The sequence below is a fragment of the Desulfoplanes sp. genome (assembly GCF_054921335.1).
Map to the genome: position 1 here is coordinate 38,105 of NZ_JBUDSQ010000011.1, position 23,085 is coordinate 61,189.

The following is a 23,085-nucleotide window of genomic DNA, read 5'->3' on the forward strand; positions in this document are numbered from 1 at the left end:
GGGACCCGTATCCCATGGCCGGATATTGGCATGTTGCCAATGGGACACAGGCTGTCGCCACGTATTCCGTGCGAACTACCGTCTGTCTTTTGGGTACCACCGTCACCCCGGGCTTGTCCCGGGATCTTCCTGGATCGTGCGAGGGGTGACGGTGGTATCCATCGGATATATTTATTGCCGGGAGATCCCGGATCGGGGCCGGGATGACGGTAGTACCGACATGCCCGTCTTGACGGAACCGGTACCCGGTTCCGTGGTACCGCGGCCGTTTAGAATGCCTGCCCCAAACGGTCTGCAATCCTTTCCGTAGCAAGGCTGACAGCGTCTTCCCGGGCTTTTTGTTTGTTGGATTCACCCTTGAATGATTGGGAGGCACGGACCGTTCCCGAGGTCCAGATCACGCTACGATCGGCCGCATTGTACATATCTACGGCAAGGTCCAACTGGATAGCCGAGGTTACGGTCTCGTCGTCCGCCCCCTTGAGGGTGCTCGAGGAACTGTACCGAATGACCCGGATGGTAACCAGGGTTTCGGCCTTGTTCCTGCTGACCCATCTGACCTGGCCGCGTCTGGTGAATTCGTCCCTGAGCTCCGCCCGTAGCGACGGCTCGAGCCATGCTTGTGTGGAGGGATTCACGAATTTGGTGATGCACAGCAGGGTCTGGCCCTTGGGAAGATCGATGGGGGCCATGGCACTGAATGAATATCCGCATCCCGTGAGGACGCAGACAAGGACAAAACAGCAAACGAATGTTTTAACCGACGACAACATTGACCAGTTTCTCCGGGATAACGATGACTTTGCGTATGGTTTTTCCCTCGGTGTGCTTGAGCACATTGGGGTCGGCCAGGGCCGTTTCCCGGACCGATTCCTTGGACGCGGCCGCTGGCACGGCGATCCTGCTCCTGAGTTTGCCGTTGACCTGGACAACGACAATGATCTCGTCCTTGGCCAACGCCTCGGGGTCGTGATCCGGCCAGGACTGTTCGGACAGGGGGATTGTATAGCCCATGGTCTGCCAGAGTTCTTCACAGATATGCGGGGTGATGGGCGCGAGAAGGGTCAAAACGGAGCTGATGGCCGAGGAAAGAAGGAGAGGACCGTTGGCCGAGGTCTTCATGGTTTCCTTGGATTTGTACAGATGGTTGACCATCTCCATGGCCGCGGCAATGACCGTGTTGAACTGGAATTTGTTCTGGATGTCCGTGGTCGCCTTGAGCACGGTCCAGTGTTCCTTGCGCCGAAGGTCCTTTTCCTCCTCGGATAGGTCCAACCCCTTGATCCCCTTGGTCGGGCCGCAGGGAGTGAGCAGGGGGAGCAGCTCGTCCACCAGCCGCCACAGCCGGTTCAGGAAACGATGGGCTCCCTCCACGCCGGCATCGGACCATTCCAGATCCTTTTCCGGGGGAGCGGCGAACAGACAGAAAAGGCGTGTGGTGTCCGCGCCGTATTCCTTGATAAGACTGTTCGGATCGACCACGTTCCCCTTGGATTTGGACATCTTGGCCCCGTCCTTTAGGACCATGCCCTGGGTGAGCAGGTTTTCAAAGGGTTCGTCAACGCCCTCGAGTTCCCCCAGATCCCGCAGCACCTTGACCCAGAACCGGGCGTACAACAGGTGGAGAATGGCGTGTTCGATCCCGCCGATGTACTGGTCAACGGGCATCCAATAGGAGATGGCATCCTTGTCAAAGGCCGACCCGGTGCGCCGGGCGTCCGTGTACCTGGCAAAATACCAGGATGACTCCACAAAGGTGTCCATGGTGTCGGTTTCACGCCGGGCCTTTTTTCCGCATCTGGGACAGGTGGTTGCAACGAAAGGTGCGTAGTCGGGCAGGGGAGACTTGCCGTCTTCCCGGGTGGTGATATCCCTGGGCAGTTCCACGGGCAGATCGGACAGATCCACCGGTACGGCACCGCATTCCGGGCAATAGACAATGGGGATGGGTGCGCCCCAGAACCGCTGTCTGGAGATGTTCCAGTCCCGCAATCTGTAGTTGACGGTCTTTTTGCCGGTCCCCTTGGCGTCCAGTGACAGGGCGATTTTTTCTTTGGCCTCTTCGTTGAACATCCCGTCGAATTCACCGGACGCGGTCAGGTACCCCGGATCGGCATAGGCCTCGGTCATGGAGGCGGTGTCGAGGGGTTCGTCCTTGGGCTGGATGACCACCTGCATGGGCAGGTCGTATTTGCGGGCGAATTCGAAATCCCTCTGGTCATGGGCCGGAACGGCCATGACCGCGCCGGTACCGTAGCCCATGAGCACGAAATTGGCCACAAAAATAGGCATCTTGGTCCCGGTGACCGGGTTGATGCAGTAGCTCCCCGTGAAACACCCTTCCTTTTCCAGGTCGTCGGCCGTGCGAACGATATTGTCCATGCGGTCGACCTTCTCCTTGAACGTGCGGACCGCTCCGGCCTCGGGTTTGCCCTGAATGAGCGTTTCCACCAGGGGATGTTCGGGGGCCAGACTCATGAAGGTAGCCCCGAACAGGGTGTCCTGTCTTGTGGTGAACACGGTAATGGATTCGTCCTTGCCGTCGATGGCAAAGTCGATCTCCATTCCATGGCTCTTGCCGATCCAATTACGCTGCATGGTCAGGACCCGTTCGGGCCACCCCTTGCCGAGTTCGTTCAGACAATCCAGGAGTTCGTCAGCATAGTCGGTGATCTTGAGGAACCATTGGGAGAGCTCCTTGTGCACGACCCCGGAATCACACCGCCAGCACAACCCGTCCTCGACCTGCTCGTTGGCCAGGACCGTGTGGCAGGACGGACACCAATTGACGGGGGCCTTTTTCCGATAGACCAGCCCTTTTTCAAGAAGCTTGAGAAAGAATTCCTGTTCCCATTTGTAGTACTTGGGATGGCAGGTGGCCAGCTCCCTGGTCCAGTCATAGGAGTACCCCAGCCGCTTGAGCTGGGTGCGCATGTAGTCGATGTTCTCAACGGTCCATGTGGCCGGATGGGTGTTGTGCTTGATGGCCGCGTTCTCCGCAGGGAGACCGAAGGCGTCCCAGCCCATGGGATGGAGCACGTTGCACCCCTGCATCCGCTTGAACCTGGCGACCACATCCCCGATGGAGTAGTTGCGCACATGGCCCATGTGGATGCGTCCCGACGGATAGGGGAACATTTCCAGGACATAGTACTTGGGTTTCTCGCTGACATTTTCCACATGGAAGGTCTGGTTGGTTTCCCAGGTTTCCTGCCATTTTTTTTCGATGCGTTCCGGATCGTAGTGAGAAAGAGACATGTCTGTTCCTTGCGTGGTATCGTGAAAAAAACGGGCGACCGTGAGGAGGCATGGGTTGACCGCTGCATTGCCCTTGATTGGTATCCCGGCTGGCCTCCCGGCTCGGTCAAGGAGCGATTCATGGATCGTCCCTTGGGGATTTGCCGTGATGATGAGGACGTTTTGTGGGGCATCCGGGGCGGAGTTGGTCAGCCCTTGCCCGTGGGAACGTCTTGTTTGCCCAGATCTTTGGCCACCCCGTCCAGGATGCCGTTGATAAAATTCCGGGAGTTGTCGTCCCCGAAATCTTTGGCCAATTCGATGGCCTCGTTGATGGCCACTCGAACGGGGACATCCGGGACGTGGACCATCTCAAAGACGCCCAGCCGCAGGATGGTCAGTTCCACATGGGCGATGCGCGAGAGTTTCCAATGTTTGGAGAACCGGGCGATGGTTGCGTCGAGTTCCTCAATACGACCGACCACTCCATGGACCAGGTTCCGGGCAAAGGGCATGTCCGATGGCTGCTCGGTCCGGTCGTCGGTTTCGAGAAAATTGGCAAAGGTCGCGTCCACACCGTCCATGGACGGACTGTCCTCGAAATTGACGGAATACAATACCTGGAAGGCGAATTGGCGTTCCTTACGCCGGGAAGTTTTGCCGGTCATGATCTAAATCTGCTCCAGGACGCGGATGGATTCGAGGGTGGCCGCGGCTGCTTCCACGCCCTTGTTGCCTGCCTTGCTTCCGGCGCGCTCAATGGCCTGCTCCAGGTTGTCCGTGGTCAGGATACCGAACCCGATGGGTATGTCGGTGTCCAGACAGACGTGGGCAATGCCCTTGGCGGCTTCAGAGGCCACGAAGTCGAAATGGGGCGTGGCTCCGCGGATGACCGCGCCCAGGCAGATGATCCCATCGTATTTCCCGCTTGCGGCCAGCTTCTTGGCCACCAGGGGCATCTCAAAGGCCCCGGGGATCCTGATGATGGTCAGGTCTCCACGGGAACCCCCGTTTCTGACGAGATAGTCCACGGCCCCGCCGACCAGACGGTCCACGATGAAGTCGTTGAACCGGGCGGCCACAATGGCGAACCTGAGACCCTTGGAGTCCAGGTTACCCTCGATTGTCTTGATATGTTGCATGATCTGCTCCGATGATGGATAAATTGTCGTGTAGGTATTTTCGTCCGCATGCCCACGATGTTTCCGGGGGGGTATTTCTGAGGCCGTTGCCCCCCACTCTGTGCACTGCGTACTCTTTTACAGCGTACGTTGTGTTTACTCGGATTTCTTTGCCTGCTTCTTTTTCTCCGTCTTTTCCTTGAGATGGAGCAGATGCCCCATTTTCTCCTGTTTGGTCAGGAGATAGAACTCGTTCTCGTGGCAGGGGGGGATTTCAATGGACATCCGTTCGACCACTTCGAGGCCGTACCCTTCCAACCCGATGATTTTTTTTGGGTTGTTGGTCATAATGCGCATCTTGGAAATGCCCAGATTGACCAATATCTGCGCGCCGATCCCGTAATCCCGAAGATCCGGGGCGAATCCCAGTTCCTCGTTGGCCTGGACCGTGTCCCGGCCCTGGTCCTGGAGATGGTAGGCCTTGATCTTGTTGCCCAGTCCGATGCCCCGTCCTTCCTGGCGCATATACAGGACGACCCCCTTGCCCTCGGCCTCGACCATGCGCATGGCCGTTTGCAGCTGGCCGCCGCAGTCGCAACGCAGAGAGCCGAACACATCGCCGGTCAAACATTCGCTGTGGACCCGGACCATGACCGGTTCGTCCTCTTCCCATTCCCCCTTGACCAGGGCGATATGGGTATAGTCGTCGATGTCGCTTTCAAAGGCGATGGCCCTGAAATCCCCGTAACAGGTGGGCAGGTTGGCCTCGCCCACGCGGTAGACCAGGGAATCGAACTTGGAGCGGTACCGGATGAGGTCCTCGCAGGTGAGGATTTTCAGGCCGTGCTTGGCCGCGAATTCTTCCAGGGCCGGACGTCTGGCCATGTTGCCGTCTTCGCGCATGATCTCGCAGATCACACCGGCCGGCTTCAGGCCGGCGAGGCGGGAAAGATCCACGCTCCCTTCGGTCTGGCCCGCACGGACCAGGACGCCGCCCGGTCTGGCCCTGAGGGGAAACATGTGGCCGGGAGTGGCGATGTCCTCGGGGGTGACATCGTCCTGGACCGCGGTGAGCACGGTGGTGGCCCGGTCATAGGCCGAGATGCCCGTGGTCACCCCCTGGGAGGCCTCGATGGAAACCGTGAAGTTGGTTCCGAACTTGGAAGTGTTCCGCTGGGTCATCAGGGGCAGCTGGAGTTTGTCCACCATCTCCGGAGCCAGGGCCAGGCAGATCAGCCCGCGGGCGTGGGTGGCCATAAAATTGATGGCTTCGGGAGTGACTTTTTCGGCGGCTATGTACAGATCACCTTCGTTTTCCCGGTCTTCGTCATCGACCAGGATGATCATCTTGCCCTGTTTGATATCTTCCAGGGCTTCTTCAATGGTACAGGAACATGCGTTTTTGGACATGGTTACCTCTAACGTACTGAAATTAAGTAATTTAATAAATCTCAGAAATGTAAGAAATTGTGAGTGGGAATGCTAGGTTCTTATCATTTATGACGTATTTGAAATTTTGCAGCTATTTAGCTCATTGTTTGTTGTTACAGCATGGCAGCACCTTACCCGTGGGAGTCTGCCATAAAAAACAAGAACATTTTATAACCGCTTGAACGTACGACGTAAAATCTAAAACGTAAGACTGCGGCTTGGCCGCACTAGGATATGTCACCTTTTTTGTAGGGGCGGGCACGGGGCCTGCCCCTGCGGGAGATTGTTGGGTAACGGTGGATGGTCACGAAATTTTTTTTCAGCCGGAATTTTGAAAAATGTACACGCAGCGTCATGTTGAGCACGATGGCTGGGGGACTGCTTCCGTGCTCCTAAAAACCATTTTTTTTGAGAAATTCCATGCTGATCCGGTTCGGGGCTTCCTGGCCGTTGGTGCCGGTCCAGGGGGCGGTCATGCTGCGGACATATTTGCCGATGATGTCGGTTTCCATGTTTATTGCCGAACCCGGTTTCCATGCGCCGACGGTCGTCTCCCGCTGGGTGGCGGGAATGATATTTACTGCAAGGAATCCGTTTCCGCAATCATTGATGGTCAGGCTGATTCCGTCCAGGGCCACGGAGCCCTTGGGGATGACCAGCGGGGAATGTGCGGGATCGAAGCCGATGGTGTAGGCGCGTGATTCCCCGGCCGGATCAATCTGCTTGACCGTGGCCACGCAGTCCACATGGCCGGAAACCATGTGTCCGCCCAACCGATCACCCAGGGCCAGGGCCCGTTCCAGATTGACCGGGCTGCCGACCCCGAGAGATCCCAGATTGGTCCGGGACATGGTCTCGGCCGAGGCGTAGGCGGAAAACCAGTCCGAGGAAAATATTTCCACGGTCAGACAGACCCCGTTCACGGCGATGGATTCGCCGGGAACGAAATCCCGGAGCCGGGTATCGGTGGCAATGCGAAGGCGTGTCTCCTTGCCCTTGTTTTCCAGGGCCAGGATGGTGCCGACGGCTTGGATGAGTCCGGTGAACATATGGGGGGTATCCTTGTCCGGCGTTTGTTTCCCCTTGCCTCCCGGGGCTCGGTCAAACGGGCGGTTCGTAAATCGCCCCTACGGGAGGAGGGGACAGAAAATAGAGAACAGAATACAGGAAAAAATGGTGGATCAGCGAGCGGAGGAAATCGTATATCCTATATCCTATATCATATATCGGTTAGCTTTTTTTCGGCCACAGCCGGAGAAACAGATCCTCCCCGCAATCCGACGTTTCTCCAAGACGCAGGGACACGGCATCCTTCATGGAAGCGATGTCACGGCCGGAAAAACAGGCTTTACCCTGGTTATCGCCCAACACCTTCATGGCCTGAAACATGTTGATCTCGTCGGCAAGTCCTTGGTCCAACAGGGACATGGCCAATGAGCCGCCGCCTTCGCACAGGGTGTAATGGCATCCGCATTCTTGGAACAGATGTTCAAATCCTTCCCTGAGATCCAGACCCGACGCCCTGGCAGTCAGGGGAACCAGGCGGCAGCCAAGGGCAGCAAGGTGTTCGGCCCTGTCTGAACCGGCTTCCTCGGCCGTTGTCCAGAACAGTATCTGGTTGGGGCGCTGGGTGAGGAGCGTGAAATTTTCAGGTTTCTCGGGCAGGTGGCTGGTCACGATCACGGCCAGGGGCTGGGGACCGTCGAATCCGTCCTGCCGGCATGTCAGCGAAGGGTTGTCCTGCCTGAAGGTCTCTCCCCCCACGATAACCGCATCCATCCACGACCTGAGTGCATGGACCCGGGCGCGCGAGGTTTCCCCACTGACCCAGGCGGAATGGCCGGTTCTGGTGGCTATTTTCCCGTCCAGGGTCGTGGCCAGCTTGAGGATGGAATAGGGACGGTCTGTCTTCTGCCACAGGATGAAATCGGCGATGAGGTCCGTGCATTCCTGCTCAAGAATACCGGTCTCCACCTCGACCCCGTGCTCTGCGAGATATCCGGCTCCTCCGCCCTCCACATGGGGGTTGGGGTCCATGGCCCCGATGATGACATGGGGGATGGACGCCTGCATGATGGCCCGGGTGCACGGGGGGGTCTTGCCGGTGTGGTTGCACGGTTCCAGGGTGACGAACAGGGTGCACGTGGACAGATCGATGTTTTTGGCCCGGGCATCGGCAAGGGCCTCGATCTCGGCATGGGGGTTCCCGCACATGGTGTGCCATCCTGAGGCCACGATACGACCGTCCTGGACGACCACCGCGCCCACGCAGGGGTTGGGGGCTGTGGCGCCTCTACCCTGCATGGCCTGCGTAATGGCCGCATGCATGCATTGTTCTTTGAGTGATCGATCCATGGTCATGGGGCCCCAATCGGGAGTGGGGTGTAGGTGATACCGGCTTCGTCGAGCATGTCCCGTGCGAGTTCGTCGGGATAGCCCTCGGCAAAATAGATGGCCGTGAATCGGCAGTTGATGAGCATCTTGGTACAGATCAGACAGGGCTGGGTGGTACAATAGAGTTCGGCCCCGTCAATGCTCACCCCGTGGGTGGCTGCCTGGACAATGACGTTCTGTTCGGCGTGCAGGGCCCGGCAGAGTTCGTGGCGTTCGCCCGAGGGGATGTTCATCTGTTCCCGGAGACATCCGACTTCCTTGCAGTGTTTGAGGCCGGTGGGCGCACCATTATATCCCGTGGCCAGAATGCGTTTATCACGCACCGCAACCGCCCCGACCTTGCGTCGCAGACAGGTGGAACGCTGGGCCACGAGATAGGCGATCTGCATGAAATATTGGGGCCAGGGGATGCGGTCGTCTTTGAGGGGGAGGATGTCGGAGTTGGTCACGGTGGTTTTGGTAGAGATAGAAGATATAAGATGGAAGATATACGATGAGATGGACACGACGGCATCGTGAAATGCCGTCGTGTCCATCTCATATCGCTTTTTTACCAGGCGAACAGCGGGAACTCCCGCGCAAAGGTTGCCACTTCCTTGCTGATGGCCGTGAGTCTGGTTTCGTTGTCGATACTGTCCACGGTGGCCGTGATCCATCCGGCGACCTTTTCCATGTGCTCGGGCGCCAGGCCCCGGGTGGTGATGGCCGGGGTGCCCACGCGGATGCCCGAGGTCACAAAGGGGGAACGGGTCTCAAAGGGAACCGTGTTCTTGTTCACCGTGATCCCGGCCTTGTCCAGGGCGATTTCCGTGTCCTTGCCCGTGACGTTTTTGTTGGTCAGGTCGATGAGCATGAGGTGGTTGTCCGTGCCCCGGGAGACCAGGTTGAAACCGGCGTCTTCGAGGTGCTTGGCCAGCGCCCTGGCGTTGTCCATGACCTGCTGTTGGTAGGTCTTGAATGCGGGGGCCAATGCCTCGCCAAAGGCGACGGCCTTGGCCGCGATGACGTGCATGAGCGGGCCCCCCTGGATGCCGGGGAATATCTGTGAATTGAGCACCTTGCCAAATTCTTCGGAGCTCAGGATCATGCCGCCCCGGGGACCGCGCAGGGTTTTGTGCGTGGTCGTGGTGGTGAAATGGGCGTGTTCGATGGGGGATGGGTGCAGGTCTGCGGCAATGAGCCCGGCGATGTGGGCCATGTCCACCATGAGCTTGGCATCCACGGAGTCGGCGATTTTTCGGAACCGCTTGAAATCGATGGTTCTGGGGTATGCGCTGGCACCGGCCACGATGATCTGGGGACGGTGTTCCTCGGCAAGGGCCTGGACGTGATCATAGTCGATCATTCCGGTTTCCTTTTCCACCCCGTAGAAACAGGTCTTGAAAAGTTTGCCGGAAAAATTGACCGGGCTGCCATGGGTCAGGTGGCCGCCATGGGACAGGTCCATGCCCATGATGGTGTCCCCCGGCTTGATGGCCCCGAAGTAGACCCCCATGTTGGCCTGCGAGCCGGAATGCGGCTGGACGTTGATATATTCGGCCCCGAAGAGCTGCTTGGCCCGGTCTCTGGCCAGATCCTCGGCCACGTCCACGAATTCGCATCCTCCGTAGTAGCGCTTTCCGGGATACCCTTCGGCGTACTTGTGGGTCATGATGGACCCCATGGCTTCCCTGACGCTTCCGGAGGTGAAGTTTTCCGAGGCGATGAGTTCGAGCTTGCTTTTCTGGCGGTTCTCTTCCTGTTCTATGGCGTGGAAGATTTCCGGATCAGTATGTTTGAGAGTGCCCATGAGGTTCTCCTGAAAATAAAGGGGTGGTGTACAGGGGTGTTCAACGCCGGTCGGGTATTTACCAGGGCCGGGCGAAGAAAAAAACGTGTAAACGATACGGCTCTCTTGACCGGGTGTCAAAGCAAAAGGCCCGCAGCAGGCACAGCCTGACAACGGGCCTTGGAGAGACGGTGTGCCGTGTGTCGGGGATCGTCCCGGCAGGGTACTATTTTTGATAGCGGTTGAAGAGGATGGAGGCGTTGGTGCCCCCGAACCCGAAGGAGTTGCACAGGGCGTGTTCGATGGCCTGAGCGCGGGTACCCTCGGTCACATGGTCCAGATCCGACTCTTCGTCCGGGGTATCCAGATTGATGGTTCCGGGAACCAGGGCGTTGGCGATGCTCATGGCCGTGAACGCGCTTTCCGCCCCCCCGGCCGCACCCAGAAGATGTCCGATCATGGACTTGTTGGCCGTGATGGAGACATTGGCGATATGGTCACCAAAGACGGACTTCAGGGCCCGGGATTCGCTCAGATCATTGAGCATGGTCGAGGTGCCGTGGGCGTTGACGTGGTCGATGTCCCCACGGCTGATTTCGCCGTCGGCCAAAGCCGCCTGCATGGCCAGGGCCATGCCCGCGCCGCTTTGGTCGGGAGCGGTCATGTGGTAGGCGTCCGAAGAAGCCCCGTAGCCGCCCACCTCGGCGTATATTTTGGCCCCTCTGGCCAGAGCGTGGTCCAGAGATTCCAACAGAAGCAGGCCACATCCTTCGCCGATGATAAATCCATCACGGTCGCGGTCAAAGGGACGGCTGGCCTTTTCAGGGTCGTCGTTGCGCGTGGACAATGCCTTCATCGCATTGAATCCGGAGACGCCCATGGGGGTTATGGTCGATTCCACGCCACCGGTGATCATGACGTCGGCCCGGCCGAGTTTGATGTCCGAAAAGGCGTACCCTATGCCGTGCAGGGCCGATGCACAGGCCGAGGTCGTGGTTAGATTGGGCCCCTTGGCACCGGTGAAGATGGACACCTGGCCGGCGGACATGTTGGCGATAAGTTCGGGAATATAAAAAGGAGAAATTTTATTCGGTCCGCGCTTCAAAAGACGGCTGTGGAAATCTTCGATGGTCTTGAGACCACCCAGACCGCATCCGAGAATGACACCGCACCGTGCCGCCTCTTCTCCCCTGATGGAGTAATCACCATCTTTGAGGAGTTGCTGGGCGGCCACAACGGCGATCCTGGCGAATCGGTCCATCCGTTTGAGCTGTTTTGGCGGAATGGTCTCTTCGGGATGAAAGTTTTTGAGTTCCCCGGCGATCCTGGTCTGGAAATCCGAACAGTCGAACTGGGTGATGGGTCCGATCCCTGATTTTCCCTGGATCAGATTCGACCAGCTCGTCTCAAGGTCGTTTCCAATGGGGGTGATGGCTGCAAGTCCTGTAACGACAACCCTTTTTCCAATCATGCTGTCCTCATGATAGTATGGTTATGGTGATCCATTGCGGCGGGACTCCTTGATACGGACGGATGGCCCTGTGCTGGTTGGGGCGGGTGCTGTCGGAAAGGGCGGAAATGGAGAAGAGAGGCTTGGAATCGAAGTCCCCTGCACAAGGGAACCCGGTCGTCCGCGAACAAAGCATGGTACTGATATGACAACAACGGCATGGCCGTTGCCCCTGCATCCGGTTACAAAAAGGGTGCTCGTACCTTGTGCAAACGGCACGAACACCCTCTGGCAATCAACTACATATGTGCTTCGATATATTTGACCGCGTCCTGAACCGTGGCGATGTTCTGGGCGTCTTCGTCTTCGATCTCGATGTCGAACTCTTCTTCCATGGCCATGATCAGTTCGGTCAGGTCCAGGGAATCGGCCCCGAGGTCTTCGACAAAGGAAGAGGTCGTCTTGATTTCGTCGCTGCTGACACCGAGTTGTTCGATAACGATTTCTTTGACTTTGGATTCTACGGACATATTTTCCTCCACATGCTCTATGGTGCTTGATGGTTTTGGGGACGGCAGGAAACGGAAGGGTTACCTTGCCGGACAGTGGATCGAATCAGTACATCCCGCCGTTGACACCCAGAATCTGGCCGGTGATGTATCCCGCCCCGGGTGAGGCGAGAAAGGCAACGGCTTCGGCGATATCTTCAGGGGTGCCCAGGGTTCCGGCGGGAATGTTGGACAGAAATTTTTCCTGAACCTCTTCGGGCAGGACCGAGGTCATGTCGGTCTGGATGAATCCGGGCGCAACCGCATTGACCGTGACGGAGCGTCCGGCCAGTTCCTGGGCCGCCGTCTTGGTCAGACCGATGATGCCCGCCTTGGAGGCCGCGTAGTTGGCCTGGCCTGCGTTACCCCGCTGGCCCACAACCGAGGTGATGTTGATGATTCGGCCGTGGCGCTGTTTCATCATGACCACTGCAGCCTGCTGCAGGCACACAAAGCATCCTCCGAGGTTCACGTCAAGCACTTGTTGCCATTGTTCGGGCTTCATGCGCATGATCAGCCCGTCCTTGGTGATGCCCGCGTTGTTCACGAGGACGTCCAGGCTGACTTTTTTCTTGATCTCGTTCTTGAAGAACTCCTTGACCTGATCCCAGTCACTCACGTCGACCTGGAAGCACTGGGCCTTCCCGCCCTCTGCCCGGATCGTTCGGCAGACCTCTTCGGCCTGTTCCGGTTTGCTCACATACGTCAGGTAGACCTGATATCCATCCTGGGACAGGCGCAGGGCTATGGCCTTGCCGAGACCACGGGACCCCCCCGTGACGAGAGCCGTGCTCGTGCGTTGATCGGTCATGGTGATCACCTCGATGTTGTTTGGTTCTAGAAGCGGACCAGGGCCGACGCCCAGGTGAATCCCCCGCCAAAGGATGTCAGCAGCACGGTATCGCCGGCAGAGATCCGGCCCTGCTGCTTGGCCTCGGCCAGGGCGATGGGCACGGATGCGGCAGACGTGTTCCCGTACCGGTCCACGTTGACGAAGATGTTGTCCATGGCGACATTGAGCTTTTTGCCCAATGCCTGGATGATCCGAATATTGGCCTGATGGGGAATGACCAGATCGATGTCGTTGGTGGTCAGATCGTTGCGGGAAAGGATGTCGTTGCATACGCCGGCCATGGATCTGACCGCGTGTTTGAAGACATCCCGTCCTTCCATCTGGATGAAAAAATCGGGGCCGATACGCTCGCCGCGGACGGCCGGGCATGCCGAACCGCCGCCCTTGACGGTGAGCAGGTCGCCCAGGGAGCCGTCAGCACTGAGGATGACATCCAAAACGTGACCGGGGGGTGTCTCGGTATCCGTGCTCCCGACGATGGCCGCCCCGGCTCCGTCACCAAAGAGAACACAGGTGGTCCGGTCCGTGAAATCCGTACGCGAAGAGATCACCTCGCTGGCCGCCACCAGAACGCGTGCCTCCGGGTGCAGGGAAACAAGGGCCCTTGCCTGTTCCAATCCGTAGAGAAACCCCGAACACGCTGCAAAGACGTCTAGGGCCGGAATCCCGGGGATGCCCAGCTTGTGCTGGAGAACGCACGCCGTGCTAGGGACGTAATAATCCGGCGTGAAGGTCGGAACGATGATGTGCGTGAGATCGGCGGGGGACATGCCGGCATCGGCCAATGCCTTGTGGGCTGCTTCGAAAGCCAGCTCCGAGGCCCCGGTTTCCGGGGGGGCGATGTGCCGGGTCTTGATACCTGTCCGGGACGTTATCCATTCATCACTGGTTTCGATGGTCCGCTCGAGATCCTGATTGGTCAAGATCCGTTCGGGAACATGGAAGCCGAGTCCCATAAGTGTGGTATATCGGGTCATGGAAGGGATACCTGGTTGGAGGAGATTGGGTCGGGCCGTGTAACGCAGGGGTTAGGCCTTGGCACGTTTGCCGAACAGGGCGAGTTCCTTGTTGGCCTTGAGTCCCTCGACCAGGTCGTCATTGGCCTTGCAGGCCACGAATTCGGCGGCCTTTTCTATGGCGATACGGATGGCCCGGACGTTGGATGCTCCGTGACAGACGATGGCGGTGCCGTTGAGCCCCAGCAGATGCGCTCCGCCGTATTCGGCGTAGTCGAGACGCTTGGCCAGTCGTCTAAAGGCCGGCAGGGCCAGAAGACAGCCAAGCCGGAACAGGAAGCTTTTTTTGATCTCCGCCTTGAGAATACTGGAGATGGATTTGGCGACCCCTTCACTGACCTTGAGAACCGCGTTGCCCACGAACCCGTCGCAGACAATCACATCGAAATTGCCCGCAAAAAGATCCCGGCCTTCGGCGTTGCCCACAAAATTCATGGAAGAGTGTTTGAACAGCTTATAGGCTTCCTTGGCCAGGATGTTGCCCTTGCCCTCCTCTTCTCCGATGCTCAGCAGCCCGACTTTGGGGGTGGGTATACCCAGGAGATCCTTGGCCAGAACCTCGGCCATGACCCCGAATTGCACCAGATGGTAGGGCTTGCAGTCAACGTTGCCGCCAACGTCCAGGAAGACCAGGGGGTCTTTTTCCGTGGGCAGGATGGTGGCCAGTGCTGGACGTTCCACGCCCTTGATCCGGCCCAGAACGAACATGCCGCAGGCCAGAGTGGCGCCGGAATTACCCGCGCTGACTACGCCATGGGCCTGTCCCTCCTTGACCATCCGGCAGGCCACATGGATGGATGAATCCTTTTTCCTGCGCAGGACATCGGAGGGTTTGTCCGTCATCCCGACGACTTGTGCGGCGTTGACGACCTGGATGGAGAGCTTGTCGGTCTTGTTCTTGGCAAGCTCTTTACGGATCTCCTCTTCCTGACCGACCAAAAGAAGGGAGATCCCCTTTGCCTGAGCCGCCTCGATCGCGCCCCTGACCACGACTTCGGGTCCAAAGTCGCCGCCCATGGCATCGACCGCTATGCACACGCCGGACGGATGGCTAGGCATCCGCATCCTTGGCTACATAGGTCCGGCCACGGTATTTGCCGCAACCGGGGCAGATGGTGTGGGGCATGGTCGCTTCACCACATTCGCAGTAGATGAAATTGGGCACGTCCACATGGTCGTGGGAACGGCGCATGTTTCTCTTGGACTTGGAGGTTTTCTTCTTGGGTAATGGCATGGTTCCACCTCGTAAAAAGTAATATTGTAATGTAGGGAGTAACTATCCAGGCGTATTTTCCAGAAACGAGAATCCCGGGTGTAAGAAGTCTTAGATATGTGAGAAATGACAGACGGTTAGAATGCATGTCTTCAATTTCTCCAATCCACCAATTTCTTGAAGTTGTTGATCTGCACGCAACGTTACCATTGAGTACTAAAGTGTTGTTGTAACAAAATCCGGTCCGGAATAGTCCTGTCCGGGATCATTTCTTGGAAATTTTCAGATTCCTCAGGACATTGAGCCGGGGGTCGCCGGATTCTCCAGGGCATGTGCAGGTTCCGGTGTTCAGGTTCTGACCACAATGGGGGCAGATGCCCCGGCATGACGGGGAGCACAGCACCTTGTCCGGAAGAGCCATGAGAAATTGTTCCCAGACCAGACCGATGGTATCGAATTCCATGACCCCGCCCTGTTCCCGGACCAGACTGTTTCTTGAAGCCGTGTCCTCGGTGGTCAGGGGTTCGAAGAAATCGAACGGTTCGTCAAGAACAACTTTCGCGTCTTCCAGACAACGACCGCACTCCAGGATAACCGTGCCGTGCAAAGTACCCTGGACGGAGATGCCGTCGTTCGCCGGGATGATCGTGAAGTTGACCCGGACGGGTTTCTCGGATCGGCACTTGAGACCGTAGTCGTCAAAGAGCGCGTTCCAAGTGTCCTGATCTTGAAAAGAAAATTCCCGACCGTTTGCCGGGATGTCATGAAGGGCTGTCCACTGTGTTTGCATGCTTGCCTCGAAGGAGAAGTTTCTATAGTGAGTTCATTTTCAATGTCAAGGATTTTGGGCTTGCTATTTTGGGGCGCTCCGGATAAGAGATCGTCTTTCTTGAAGCCTGCTCGGGATGTTCGCGCTGCTCAATACGTCCCGGAATTTTGTTCCTTATGAAAAATTTCAGAATTACTCCAGGAGGATATAATGTCTAAAGAATGCGCAATCTGCGGGAAAAAGCCCCAGGTCGGAAACAATGTCAGCCACGCACACAACAAGAGCAAACGCCGTTTCATGCCCAATCTTCAGGATGTCCGCGTCCAGCTTCCCTCCGGCGAGGTGAAGAAGGTGTCCGTGTGCACCCGGTGCATCCGCTCCGGTGCGGTGACCAAGCCGGTCGCTAAATAGCATTTTTCCAACGTCCACAAAAAAAAGGCGGCCTGTGAAGGCCGCCTTTTTTTGTGGGCTGTTGAGGAATAGGATGTATGTGCAAAAATATCTATCACATAATTACCCAAAATTTGTAGGGGCGATTCAAGAATCGCCCGTTTTTGCAGCCCCCCGGGAGGGGCTGCAAAAACAATCTTTGGCGTCCTGCATTTGTAACAGTTATTTTTGCGAAAGAGCGTATGACCATGCAACCAGGCCGTACCCGCCAGAAATTTTCTTTCATGTCCGGCCCACGCGGTGATGTCGTCCGCATCAGCCTGCCCCTGGTATTGAGCATGGGGGCGACCACGGTCATGGAGTTCACGGACCGGGTCTTTCTCGGGCGTTACAGCCTGGATGCCCTGGCCGCGGCGGTTCCTTCGGGCCTCATTGTTCTGCTGGTCATGACCATGTTCATCGGTACGGGCGGCTATGTGTCCGTATTCGTGGCACAGTCCACCGGGGCGGGCAGGCTGGACAAGGTGGGCAGGGTGCTCTGGCAGGGGATGTATTTTACCCTGGCGGCTGCGATTGTTCTGGTCCTTTGCAGCTTCATGGGGAACCATGTCTTCGGTCTCATGAACCACAGCCCGGCCCTCAGGGAACTCGAGGTCGGGTATTTTTCCATTCTCTGTCGTTTTGCCGGATTCCATGTTCTGGGGGCGGTGTTCAGCGGATTTTTCATGGGCCTCGGCAGGACACGGCCGGTCATGCTGGTGACCCTGCTGGGGATGTGTCTGAATATTCCTCTGGATTACTGCCTGATAAATGGAGTCTGGCTGTTTCCCGAATGGGGGATGCAGGGGGCGGCAGTGGCCACGGGCACGTCCTGGGTGGTGGTGACGACGATTCTGGGGGGACTCGTGTTTTCGCCCGGTAATGTCCGGGATTTTTCCCTGTTCGCGTCGGTCCGGTTGCATGTCCCCCTGCTCATGCGTTTGGTGCGCTTCGGTTCTCCCAACGGCTTCCAGTTCTTTCTGGACATCTTCGCCTTCACCGTGTTCACGGCCATTGTCGGGCATATCGGGGTGGAGGATCTGGCCGCCACGAATATCGTACTGAACATCAACGGGATCGCCTTCATGCCCCTGATCGGGTTTTCCCTGGGAACGAGCACCCTGGTGGGACAGGCCCTGGGTGCGGGCAGTCCCCGGCGGGCCGAGCGGGTGACCATGGCCAGCCTGCAGATCGCAGCCGTCTATACTCTGTGCGTGGCCGTGCTCTATCTGCTGTTTCCCGGGGAGCTGCTCGCCTTGTTCAAACCGGTGGGATTCACGACCGGTGAGTACGCCCATGTGATGGAAACAGGCAAGGGGCTTTTGTATATCGTGCTCGTTTACCTCGGCTTCGATGTGATGACCTTTGTCTTTGCCGGGACCCTCAAGGGCGCCGGGGATACGGCGTACATTATGAAAGTGACCGCCATTGCCGCCCTGGGGGGTATGCTCGTTCCCCTGAGTTTGGGCATCCTGTGGAAGGGGTACGGAATCTGGTTCGCCTGGTCCTGTGTGCTCTGCTATATCGTTTTTCTGAGTATGAGCATGATGTTTCGATACCGGTTTGGGAAGTGGCGGGAGATGCTGGTTATCGAGTGAAAGGCATGACTTTGGGTTCCCGATATGCTGAGCTTGTATCTGAGCTAAGCAAGGCAAATGTGTTCTTGTACAAGTACCTGGAAGTACGAGGCCGGCGAGGGAGTTCCAAAGCGTCCTGAGCGGGGATACCATCATGCCTATGGTCAGGCAGGCAGGGAGGTTGTGCTGGTGGGGATGGATTTTTCCCGGGAAGCGCGTAATCTCACCGGGTTCGGTTTTGAAAAGGGGTGATGGCAAAGCCTTGCGGCGCGAAGTTTTTCATAAAAAAAGGCGGTCACTGCATGACCGCCTTTTTTTGTGCCGTAGTATCAGGATTTTTTGGCTTTCCTGGACTTGGCATAGATCTCAATTTTGATCAGCCTGCCGTCCAGTCCGCCGCTTTTGATGGCCTTTTTGAAGCTGGTACGGAGGCCGATGGATTTGATGAGTTCCCGGTTGCCGCAATAGATATAGGCGGTGGAGTCCAGGCAGCGTTGTTTGAGGAAATCGCCGATGTCCTGGTAGAATTTTTTGAGTTCCTCTTCCTTGCCCAGGCGGATTCCATAAGGGGGATTGGTGATGATGGTGGTTCCCGAGAGATCAGGGATGGACCGGACGTCTCTGTTGGTCAGCCGTACTTTTCTGGCCGCACCCAGTACGGCCAGATTGGCCGTGGTTGCATCGATGGCCCGGGTATCCCGGTCGTTTCCTGAGACCAGGCCCGGGGGCAGATCGATGATATGACTGTCGGCCTCGGCTTTGACCCGTTGCCAGGTTGTTCGAGAAAACTCCGGCATATGTTCGAACCCGAAATGCTTGCGCAGATAGCCCGCGGGCATCCGTCGGGCGTGCATGATCGCCTCGCAGAGCAGGGTGCCCGACCCGCACATGGGGTCGCACAGGGGCGTTGTCCCGTCCCATCCCGACATGCGGACAACGGCTGCGGCCACGGTCTCCTGCATGGGGGCGTCGACGGATTTGATCCTGTAGCCCCTCCGGTGCAGGGAGCCGCCGGACAGTTCCAGGCTGATGGTTGCGTGATTCTCCCGGATATGCAGGTGGAACCAGATATCAGGGGTCTTGGCATCCACATTGGGGCGTTTGCCGGTGGTGTCCCGGAAAAAGTCCGCAATGGCGTCTTTGAGACACAGGGATGCGTAATGGGAATTGTTGATGGCCGATCCGGAAACATGGCTGAACACGGCAAAGGTCTGATCCACGTTCATGAAATCCGACCAGTTTATGTCACGGGCCCGTTTGTAGAGATATTTGGTGGCGTGGCAGTCGAATGCGCACAGGGGTGCGATGACCCGGGTGATCAGGCGGGACTGGTAGATGATCCGGTAGAGTGCGGGCGTATCGGCATGGAAAAAAAGTCCCCGGAAGGTCTGCGTGACGTCCGCTGCTCCCAGTTCGGTCAGTTCCTCGGCCCCCAGGGGTTCGAGGCCGTCGGCGATCTGGGCGAAATATCGGTTGGTTTTTTGGTAGTCGTAAGTTGGCAAGGGGGAGGGGGGGGTAAGGGTTAAGGGCATGTTTTAGGTTTTAAGGAGGGGGTGAGGATGTGGTCTCAGGGCTGCTCTGTCTTTCCTGGGAACGCCGAGCGTCTGCCCGGCACTGCGTCCACTCACCGATGGGACGCATGGCTGGATGGGGGGCGGGGGACTATGGAGGCGTATCCTTACCCGTTGTTCGAAAGGCCGACCAGACGGTCGGCGTTCCCAGAAGGGATATGATTCCCCAGCGGTTTTTGCAGGGTATTTGGATGGGGCATGCAGCAACATGGGGGGGGTGATGCCGCAAAGGGCACCCGCGAGGGGTGCCCCTACGGGAATCTGTTGGTCAAGCACCACTGGCCAATCGCTGTTCCCCCATCCCCGACGTTTCGCTACTCCTCAGGCAACCCGACCGCTCTCTCCATGCGGGCCAGGGTCTGGTCCCTGCCCAGGGCCTCCATGGTCTCGAACAGGCCCGGGCTGACGGTCTTGCCGGTGAGGGCCACGCGGATGGGCTGGGCGATGGCCTTGAACTTGATTGCTTTTTCCTCGAGATAGGCGGCTGCCACCCCCTCCAGGGATTTCTGGTCAAAGGTGGGCAGGGCGGCAAACCGGGCTTTTAGGTTGGCCAGATGCTCCCGGTGCTCGGGCTTGAGGAATTTTTTGACCGCCTTGGGATCATATCCGATGGCCCCGGCATCCAGGATGAAGAACAGGGCCTGGTCGGCCATTTCCTGCATGGTTTTGGCCCGGGGCTGGTACAGGGGGATGATGGCCTTGAGAGATGCCTTGTCCAGATCGGTATGGCCCATCTTGTCGAAGTGCCAGGCCAGTATCCCGGCCAGACGGTCTGTGTCCGCTTCCTTGATGTAATGGCTGTTCAGCCAGTTGAGCTTGTCCATGTCGAACACGGACGCGGATTTGCCCAGGTGGTCTGTTGAGAAATGTTCGATGAGCTCTTCCACGGAGAATATCTCCTGATCCCCGTGGGACCAGCCCAGTCTGGCCAGATAATTGATCATGGCCTCGGGCAGGTAGCCCATGTCTTTGTACAGCATGACCGATGTGGCACCGTGGCGTTTGGACAGCTTTTTCTTGTCCGGACCGAGGATCATGGGCACATGGCCGAATTTGGGGACATCGAATCCCAGGGCCCTGTACAGGAGGACCTGTTTGGGGGTATTGCTCTCATGGTCGTCCCCGCGGATGATGTGGGTCACCGCCATGAGGGCGTCGTCCACGACCACGGACATGTGGTAGATCGGTCCTCCGTCGGCCCTGCGGATGACGAAGTCGTCCAGTTCCTGGTTGTCCACGGCCACCGACCCCTTGATCAGGTCCTCATAAACGGTTTTGCCCGTCAGGGGGGCCTTGAACCGGACCACCCTGCCCGGACCGGGGCCGAGACCGCGTTCCCGGCAGGTCCCGTCGTACTTGGGCTTTCTGCCTTCTTTGCGGGCCTTGTCGCGCATGGCATCCACCTCTTCGGGGGTGCATCCGCAATAATAGGCGTGGCCGGTCTCCAGGAGCTGGTCCACGTACGTATTATAGATGTCCGTACGTTCGCTCTGGAAATACGGTCCTTCGTCCCAGTCCATGCCCAGCCAGGTCATGCCTTCGAGGATGGCGTCGGTCATCTCCTGGGTGGACCGGGCCCGGTCCGTGTCTTCGATACGCAAAACGAATGTGCCTTTCTGCTGCCGGGCGAGCAGCCAGTTGAACAGGGCGGTACGCGCGCCGCCGATATGCAAAAAGCCTGTGGGGCTCGGGGGGAAGCGGGTGACGAGGGGGGGCATGTTTGAAATCTCCGGGAAAAGATATTTTGGATCTATATAGTACGATAAAAGATATACGATATAGGATGAAGGATGGAATGTTCCAATGCGGGGCACGGGAACGCAGCGGATTGTGAGAAGTTGTTCACGAACCGCCCTGTCAGGCCGGTTCGACCGCCTTGATTTCGGGGATCTCCTTGAGCATGAATTTCTCGATCCCCTGCTTGAGGGTCATCTGGGACATGGGGCAGCCCTTGCATGCTCCCTGGAGGCGGACCTTGACCACACCGTCTTCTGTCAGTTCCACGAATTCCACGTCGCCGCCATCGGCCTGCAGGGCGGGGCGGACCTGGTCCAATACCTGTTGTACTCTATCCTTGAGCTCCATGGTTTCTCCTTGATTGGGTGAAGGGTCGTCCTTAAGGACGGGACAGGAGGGTGTCAACATCAGTCCCCGATGCCCAATCCCGCGAGCACCTTGGCCGGATCCCTGCGTTCAGGGACCGTCTCGTGGGGGATCGCCGCGTTGTTCCAGTCTTCGGAAACATACAGGCCGCAGAAGCAGGCCCCGTACTCTTCGATATCCTTTTTGCGGTATTCGCAGGGACAGAGGATGTCCTTGTCTTTTTCATAATCCCCGGAGGCCAGCCTACAGGGACAGGCCATGTAGCCGTAGCGCTCTTTGTTCACCAGCAGGCTCTCGAGAAGGGCCATGACCATTGCTTTGTCCTTGTTGAAAAAATAGCCCTTGGATTCCTGGAATTTTTTGAGCTGACCGTAAAGTTTTTCAGCGTTCATGAGTCAAGTGCCTCCTTGATTTCATCCTTCTTATACCCAACGATGACCCTGTCCCCGATGCATAGGGTGGGAAAGGAGAGGCTCGGATTAACCTTCTTGATTTCCTCAATGACCTTGGCGCGTTCCTCGCCTTCCAATTTGTCCACGTAACAACACTCATAATCGGCATTGCATGCATCCAGGAATTTCTTGGTGTTCTTGCAATGGATACACGTGGACAGGGCATAGAGCTTGATATTATTGTTCATAGTCCGGCTCCTGTAGCGGTTGCTGTTTGGGTTCGTCGATGCGGACATACTTGTGGAACGCGTAGAAGAAGGCGTGCACGGCGAGGATGAATCCCGCCCTGCCGTCCAGAAAACCCCGTTTGAGCATGTATTGCTTGAAGAATTTGCCCAACCCGTGGGACATCCCCTTTCCCAGAGAGCCAGAGACACCCCGCGCGGCCAGCTCACCTGCGGCCGTCTGGGTGTAGGCGTTGATCTTGGCCAGGTGTTCGGCAAGATCCCTGTACGGATAGTGGATGATGTCACCGGACAGCTCGTCGGTTTTTCCCCGGGGATGGATCTCTTCGTGGGGGAGGATACCCCGGACTTCTACGTCTTCGGGTTTGAACAGCCTGAGCAGATAATCCGGATACCAGCCACTGTGCATGATGAACCGGTCGTAATAAAAGGATCGTCTGGGCAGGAAAAAACCGGCGCAGTCTCCGGGATGCTCGAGTGCTTTTTGTACGCTGGCCCGCAGCTTCGGGGAAAGATATTCGTCCTGATCCAGGGTGATGACCCAGGGGGTAGCCACCTTGGTGAATCCAAATTGGAGCTGGGCGATCATTCCTTCAAAGGGATGGAAGATCACCTCGGCCCCGGCTTCCTGGGCAATGGCCACGGTAGCATCCGTACTCCCCGAATCGATGACCAGAATATGGTCACAGAAATCCAGAGAGGCAAGGGTTTTTTCGAGAAGACGTTCACCATTGAAGGTGCAAATGAGGCCGGTTATGTGTTCGGGCATAGTTTTTTTGGGGATGACTGGGATTGATGATTGATTGATATCCGTAGGGGCAGATTCCATATCTGCCCAATTTTGCCTACGGCAGGTATCGTATCCACCCAGTTTTACCCATGTCGGTATTGTTCGGTATCGTATTCCGTAGGGGCAGATTCCATATCTGCCCTTTTCGGTATTGGGTCCCCCCCAAAGGCGGTCCCCC

At 57.5% G+C, this 23,085-nt stretch carries 25 protein-coding genes; 3 read left to right on the top strand and 22 right to left on the bottom strand.

Annotated features, from left to right (window positions below; all coding sequences use genetic code 11):
* Positions 1-269 precede the first annotated feature (269 nt).
* From lptE to ACY692_RS04160, 16 genes are all read right to left on the bottom strand, one after another.
* Complete coding sequence (gene lptE, locus ACY692_RS04085; protein ID WP_462324066.1) at positions 270-692, bottom strand: LPS assembly lipoprotein LptE; 423 nt, start codon at positions 690-692, stop codon at positions 270-272.
* Between the two features lie 64 nt (positions 693-756).
* On the bottom strand, positions 757-3,258 hold the full coding sequence (gene leuS / locus ACY692_RS04090; RefSeq protein ID WP_462324067.1) for a leucine--tRNA ligase: 2,502 nt from the start codon (positions 3,256-3,258) through the stop codon (positions 757-759).
* A gap of 188 nt (positions 3,259-3,446) precedes the next feature.
* On the bottom strand, positions 3,447-3,905 hold the full coding sequence (nusB, locus tag ACY692_RS04095; RefSeq protein ID WP_462324068.1) for a transcription antitermination factor NusB: 459 nt from the start codon (positions 3,903-3,905) through the stop codon (positions 3,447-3,449).
* A gap of 3 nt (positions 3,906-3,908) precedes the next feature.
* Complete coding sequence (gene ribH, locus ACY692_RS04100; RefSeq protein WP_462324069.1) at positions 3,909-4,379, bottom strand: 6,7-dimethyl-8-ribityllumazine synthase; 471 nt, start codon at positions 4,377-4,379, stop codon at positions 3,909-3,911.
* Between the two features lie 135 nt (positions 4,380-4,514).
* The gene (locus ACY692_RS04105) at positions 4,515-5,768 is read right to left on the bottom strand and encodes a bifunctional 3,4-dihydroxy-2-butanone-4-phosphate synthase/GTP cyclohydrolase II (protein WP_462324070.1); all 1,254 of its coding nucleotides are present in this window, start codon (positions 5,766-5,768) and stop codon (positions 4,515-4,517) included.
* Positions 5,769-6,181: 413 nt separating this feature from the next.
* A complete protein-coding gene (locus ACY692_RS04110) occupies positions 6,182-6,838 on the bottom strand; it encodes a riboflavin synthase (protein WP_462324071.1) in 657 nt (218 codons plus the stop codon).
* 181 nt (positions 6,839-7,019) lie between these two features.
* Positions 7,020-8,150: a bifunctional diaminohydroxyphosphoribosylaminopyrimidine deaminase/5-amino-6-(5-phosphoribosylamino)uracil reductase RibD gene (gene ribD / locus ACY692_RS04115; protein ID WP_462324072.1), complete on the bottom strand. Its 1,131-nt coding sequence runs from the start codon at positions 8,148-8,150 to the stop codon at positions 7,020-7,022.
* A complete protein-coding gene (locus tag ACY692_RS04120; protein ID WP_462324073.1) occupies positions 8,147-8,632 on the bottom strand; it encodes a deoxycytidylate deaminase in 486 nt (161 codons plus the stop codon). The genes ribD and ACY692_RS04120 overlap by 4 nt, the downstream gene beginning before the upstream one ends.
* Positions 8,633-8,733: 101 nt before the next feature.
* The gene (gene glyA / locus ACY692_RS04125; protein WP_462324074.1) at positions 8,734-9,972 is read right to left on the bottom strand and encodes a serine hydroxymethyltransferase; all 1,239 of its coding nucleotides are present in this window, start codon (positions 9,970-9,972) and stop codon (positions 8,734-8,736) included.
* Positions 9,973-10,177: 205 nt separating this feature from the next.
* The gene (gene fabF / locus ACY692_RS04130; RefSeq protein ID WP_462324075.1) at positions 10,178-11,422 is read right to left on the bottom strand and encodes a beta-ketoacyl-ACP synthase II; all 1,245 of its coding nucleotides are present in this window, start codon (positions 11,420-11,422) and stop codon (positions 10,178-10,180) included.
* 278 nt (positions 11,423-11,700) lie between these two features.
* Positions 11,701-11,931 (bottom strand): acyl carrier protein, encoded by a 231-nt coding sequence (gene acpP, locus ACY692_RS04135; protein ID WP_462324076.1) that lies wholly within the window; start codon positions 11,929-11,931, stop codon positions 11,701-11,703.
* Between the two features lie 85 nt (positions 11,932-12,016).
* Positions 12,017-12,760: a 3-oxoacyl-[acyl-carrier-protein] reductase gene (fabG, locus tag ACY692_RS04140; RefSeq protein ID WP_462324077.1), complete on the bottom strand. Its 744-nt coding sequence runs from the start codon at positions 12,758-12,760 to the stop codon at positions 12,017-12,019.
* Positions 12,761-12,786: 26 nt separating this feature from the next.
* Positions 12,787-13,779: a beta-ketoacyl-ACP synthase III gene (locus ACY692_RS04145; protein WP_462324078.1), complete on the bottom strand. Its 993-nt coding sequence runs from the start codon at positions 13,777-13,779 to the stop codon at positions 12,787-12,789.
* 51 nt (positions 13,780-13,830) lie between these two features.
* The gene (gene plsX / locus ACY692_RS04150) at positions 13,831-14,877 is read right to left on the bottom strand and encodes a phosphate acyltransferase PlsX (protein ID WP_462324079.1); all 1,047 of its coding nucleotides are present in this window, start codon (positions 14,875-14,877) and stop codon (positions 13,831-13,833) included.
* Entirely contained in the window at positions 14,870-15,052 is a 183-nt protein-coding gene (gene rpmF, locus ACY692_RS04155; RefSeq protein ID WP_462324080.1) for a 50S ribosomal protein L32, read from the bottom strand. Before rpmF ends, plsX begins: the two co-directional genes overlap by 8 nt.
* Positions 15,053-15,296: 244 nt before the next feature.
* Positions 15,297-15,821 (bottom strand): YceD family protein, encoded by a 525-nt coding sequence (locus ACY692_RS04160; protein ID WP_462324081.1) that lies wholly within the window; start codon positions 15,819-15,821, stop codon positions 15,297-15,299.
* Positions 15,822-16,010: 189 nt separating this feature from the next.
* On the opposite strand from ACY692_RS04160, the gene rpmB reads away from it, so the two are divergent.
* From rpmB to ACY692_RS04175, 3 genes are all read left to right on the top strand, one after another.
* Positions 16,011-16,211, top strand: a complete 201-nt coding sequence (rpmB, locus tag ACY692_RS04165) for a 50S ribosomal protein L28 (RefSeq protein WP_462324082.1) — start codon at positions 16,011-16,013, stop codon at positions 16,209-16,211.
* 263 nt (positions 16,212-16,474) lie between these two features.
* On the top strand, positions 16,475-17,827 hold the full coding sequence (locus ACY692_RS04170; RefSeq protein ID WP_462324083.1) for an MATE family efflux transporter: 1,353 nt from the start codon (positions 16,475-16,477) through the stop codon (positions 17,825-17,827).
* Positions 17,828-17,884: 57 nt separating this feature from the next.
* Positions 17,885-18,058 (top strand): hypothetical protein, encoded by a 174-nt coding sequence (locus tag ACY692_RS04175; protein ID WP_462324084.1) that lies wholly within the window; start codon positions 17,885-17,887, stop codon positions 18,056-18,058.
* A 77-nt stretch (positions 18,059-18,135) separates the two neighbouring features.
* Here ACY692_RS04175 and ACY692_RS04180 read toward each other — a convergent pair whose 3' ends face one another.
* The 6 genes from ACY692_RS04180 to ACY692_RS04205 form a co-directional block, all read right to left on the bottom strand.
* Positions 18,136-19,338: a THUMP domain-containing class I SAM-dependent RNA methyltransferase gene (locus tag ACY692_RS04180; protein ID WP_462324085.1), complete on the bottom strand. Its 1,203-nt coding sequence runs from the start codon at positions 19,336-19,338 to the stop codon at positions 18,136-18,138.
* 353 nt (positions 19,339-19,691) lie between these two features.
* On the bottom strand, positions 19,692-21,095 hold the full coding sequence (gltX, locus tag ACY692_RS04185; protein WP_462324086.1) for a glutamate--tRNA ligase: 1,404 nt from the start codon (positions 21,093-21,095) through the stop codon (positions 19,692-19,694).
* A gap of 139 nt (positions 21,096-21,234) precedes the next feature.
* Complete coding sequence (locus ACY692_RS04190; RefSeq protein ID WP_462324087.1) at positions 21,235-21,462, bottom strand: NifU family protein; 228 nt, start codon at positions 21,460-21,462, stop codon at positions 21,235-21,237.
* A gap of 59 nt (positions 21,463-21,521) precedes the next feature.
* Complete coding sequence (locus ACY692_RS04195) at positions 21,522-21,872, bottom strand: ferredoxin-thioredoxin reductase catalytic domain-containing protein (protein WP_462324088.1); 351 nt, start codon at positions 21,870-21,872, stop codon at positions 21,522-21,524.
* A complete protein-coding gene (locus tag ACY692_RS04200) occupies positions 21,869-22,120 on the bottom strand; it encodes a glutaredoxin family protein (RefSeq protein WP_462324089.1) in 252 nt (83 codons plus the stop codon). Before ACY692_RS04200 ends, ACY692_RS04195 begins: the two co-directional genes overlap by 4 nt.
* Positions 22,110-22,886 carry a glycosyltransferase family 2 protein gene (locus ACY692_RS04205; RefSeq protein WP_462324090.1) on the bottom strand — a complete coding sequence of 259 codons (777 nt, stop codon included), beginning with the start codon at positions 22,884-22,886 and terminating at the stop codon, positions 22,110-22,112. The genes ACY692_RS04200 and ACY692_RS04205 overlap by 11 nt, the downstream gene beginning before the upstream one ends.
* Between the last annotated feature and the right edge of the window lie 199 nt (positions 22,887-23,085).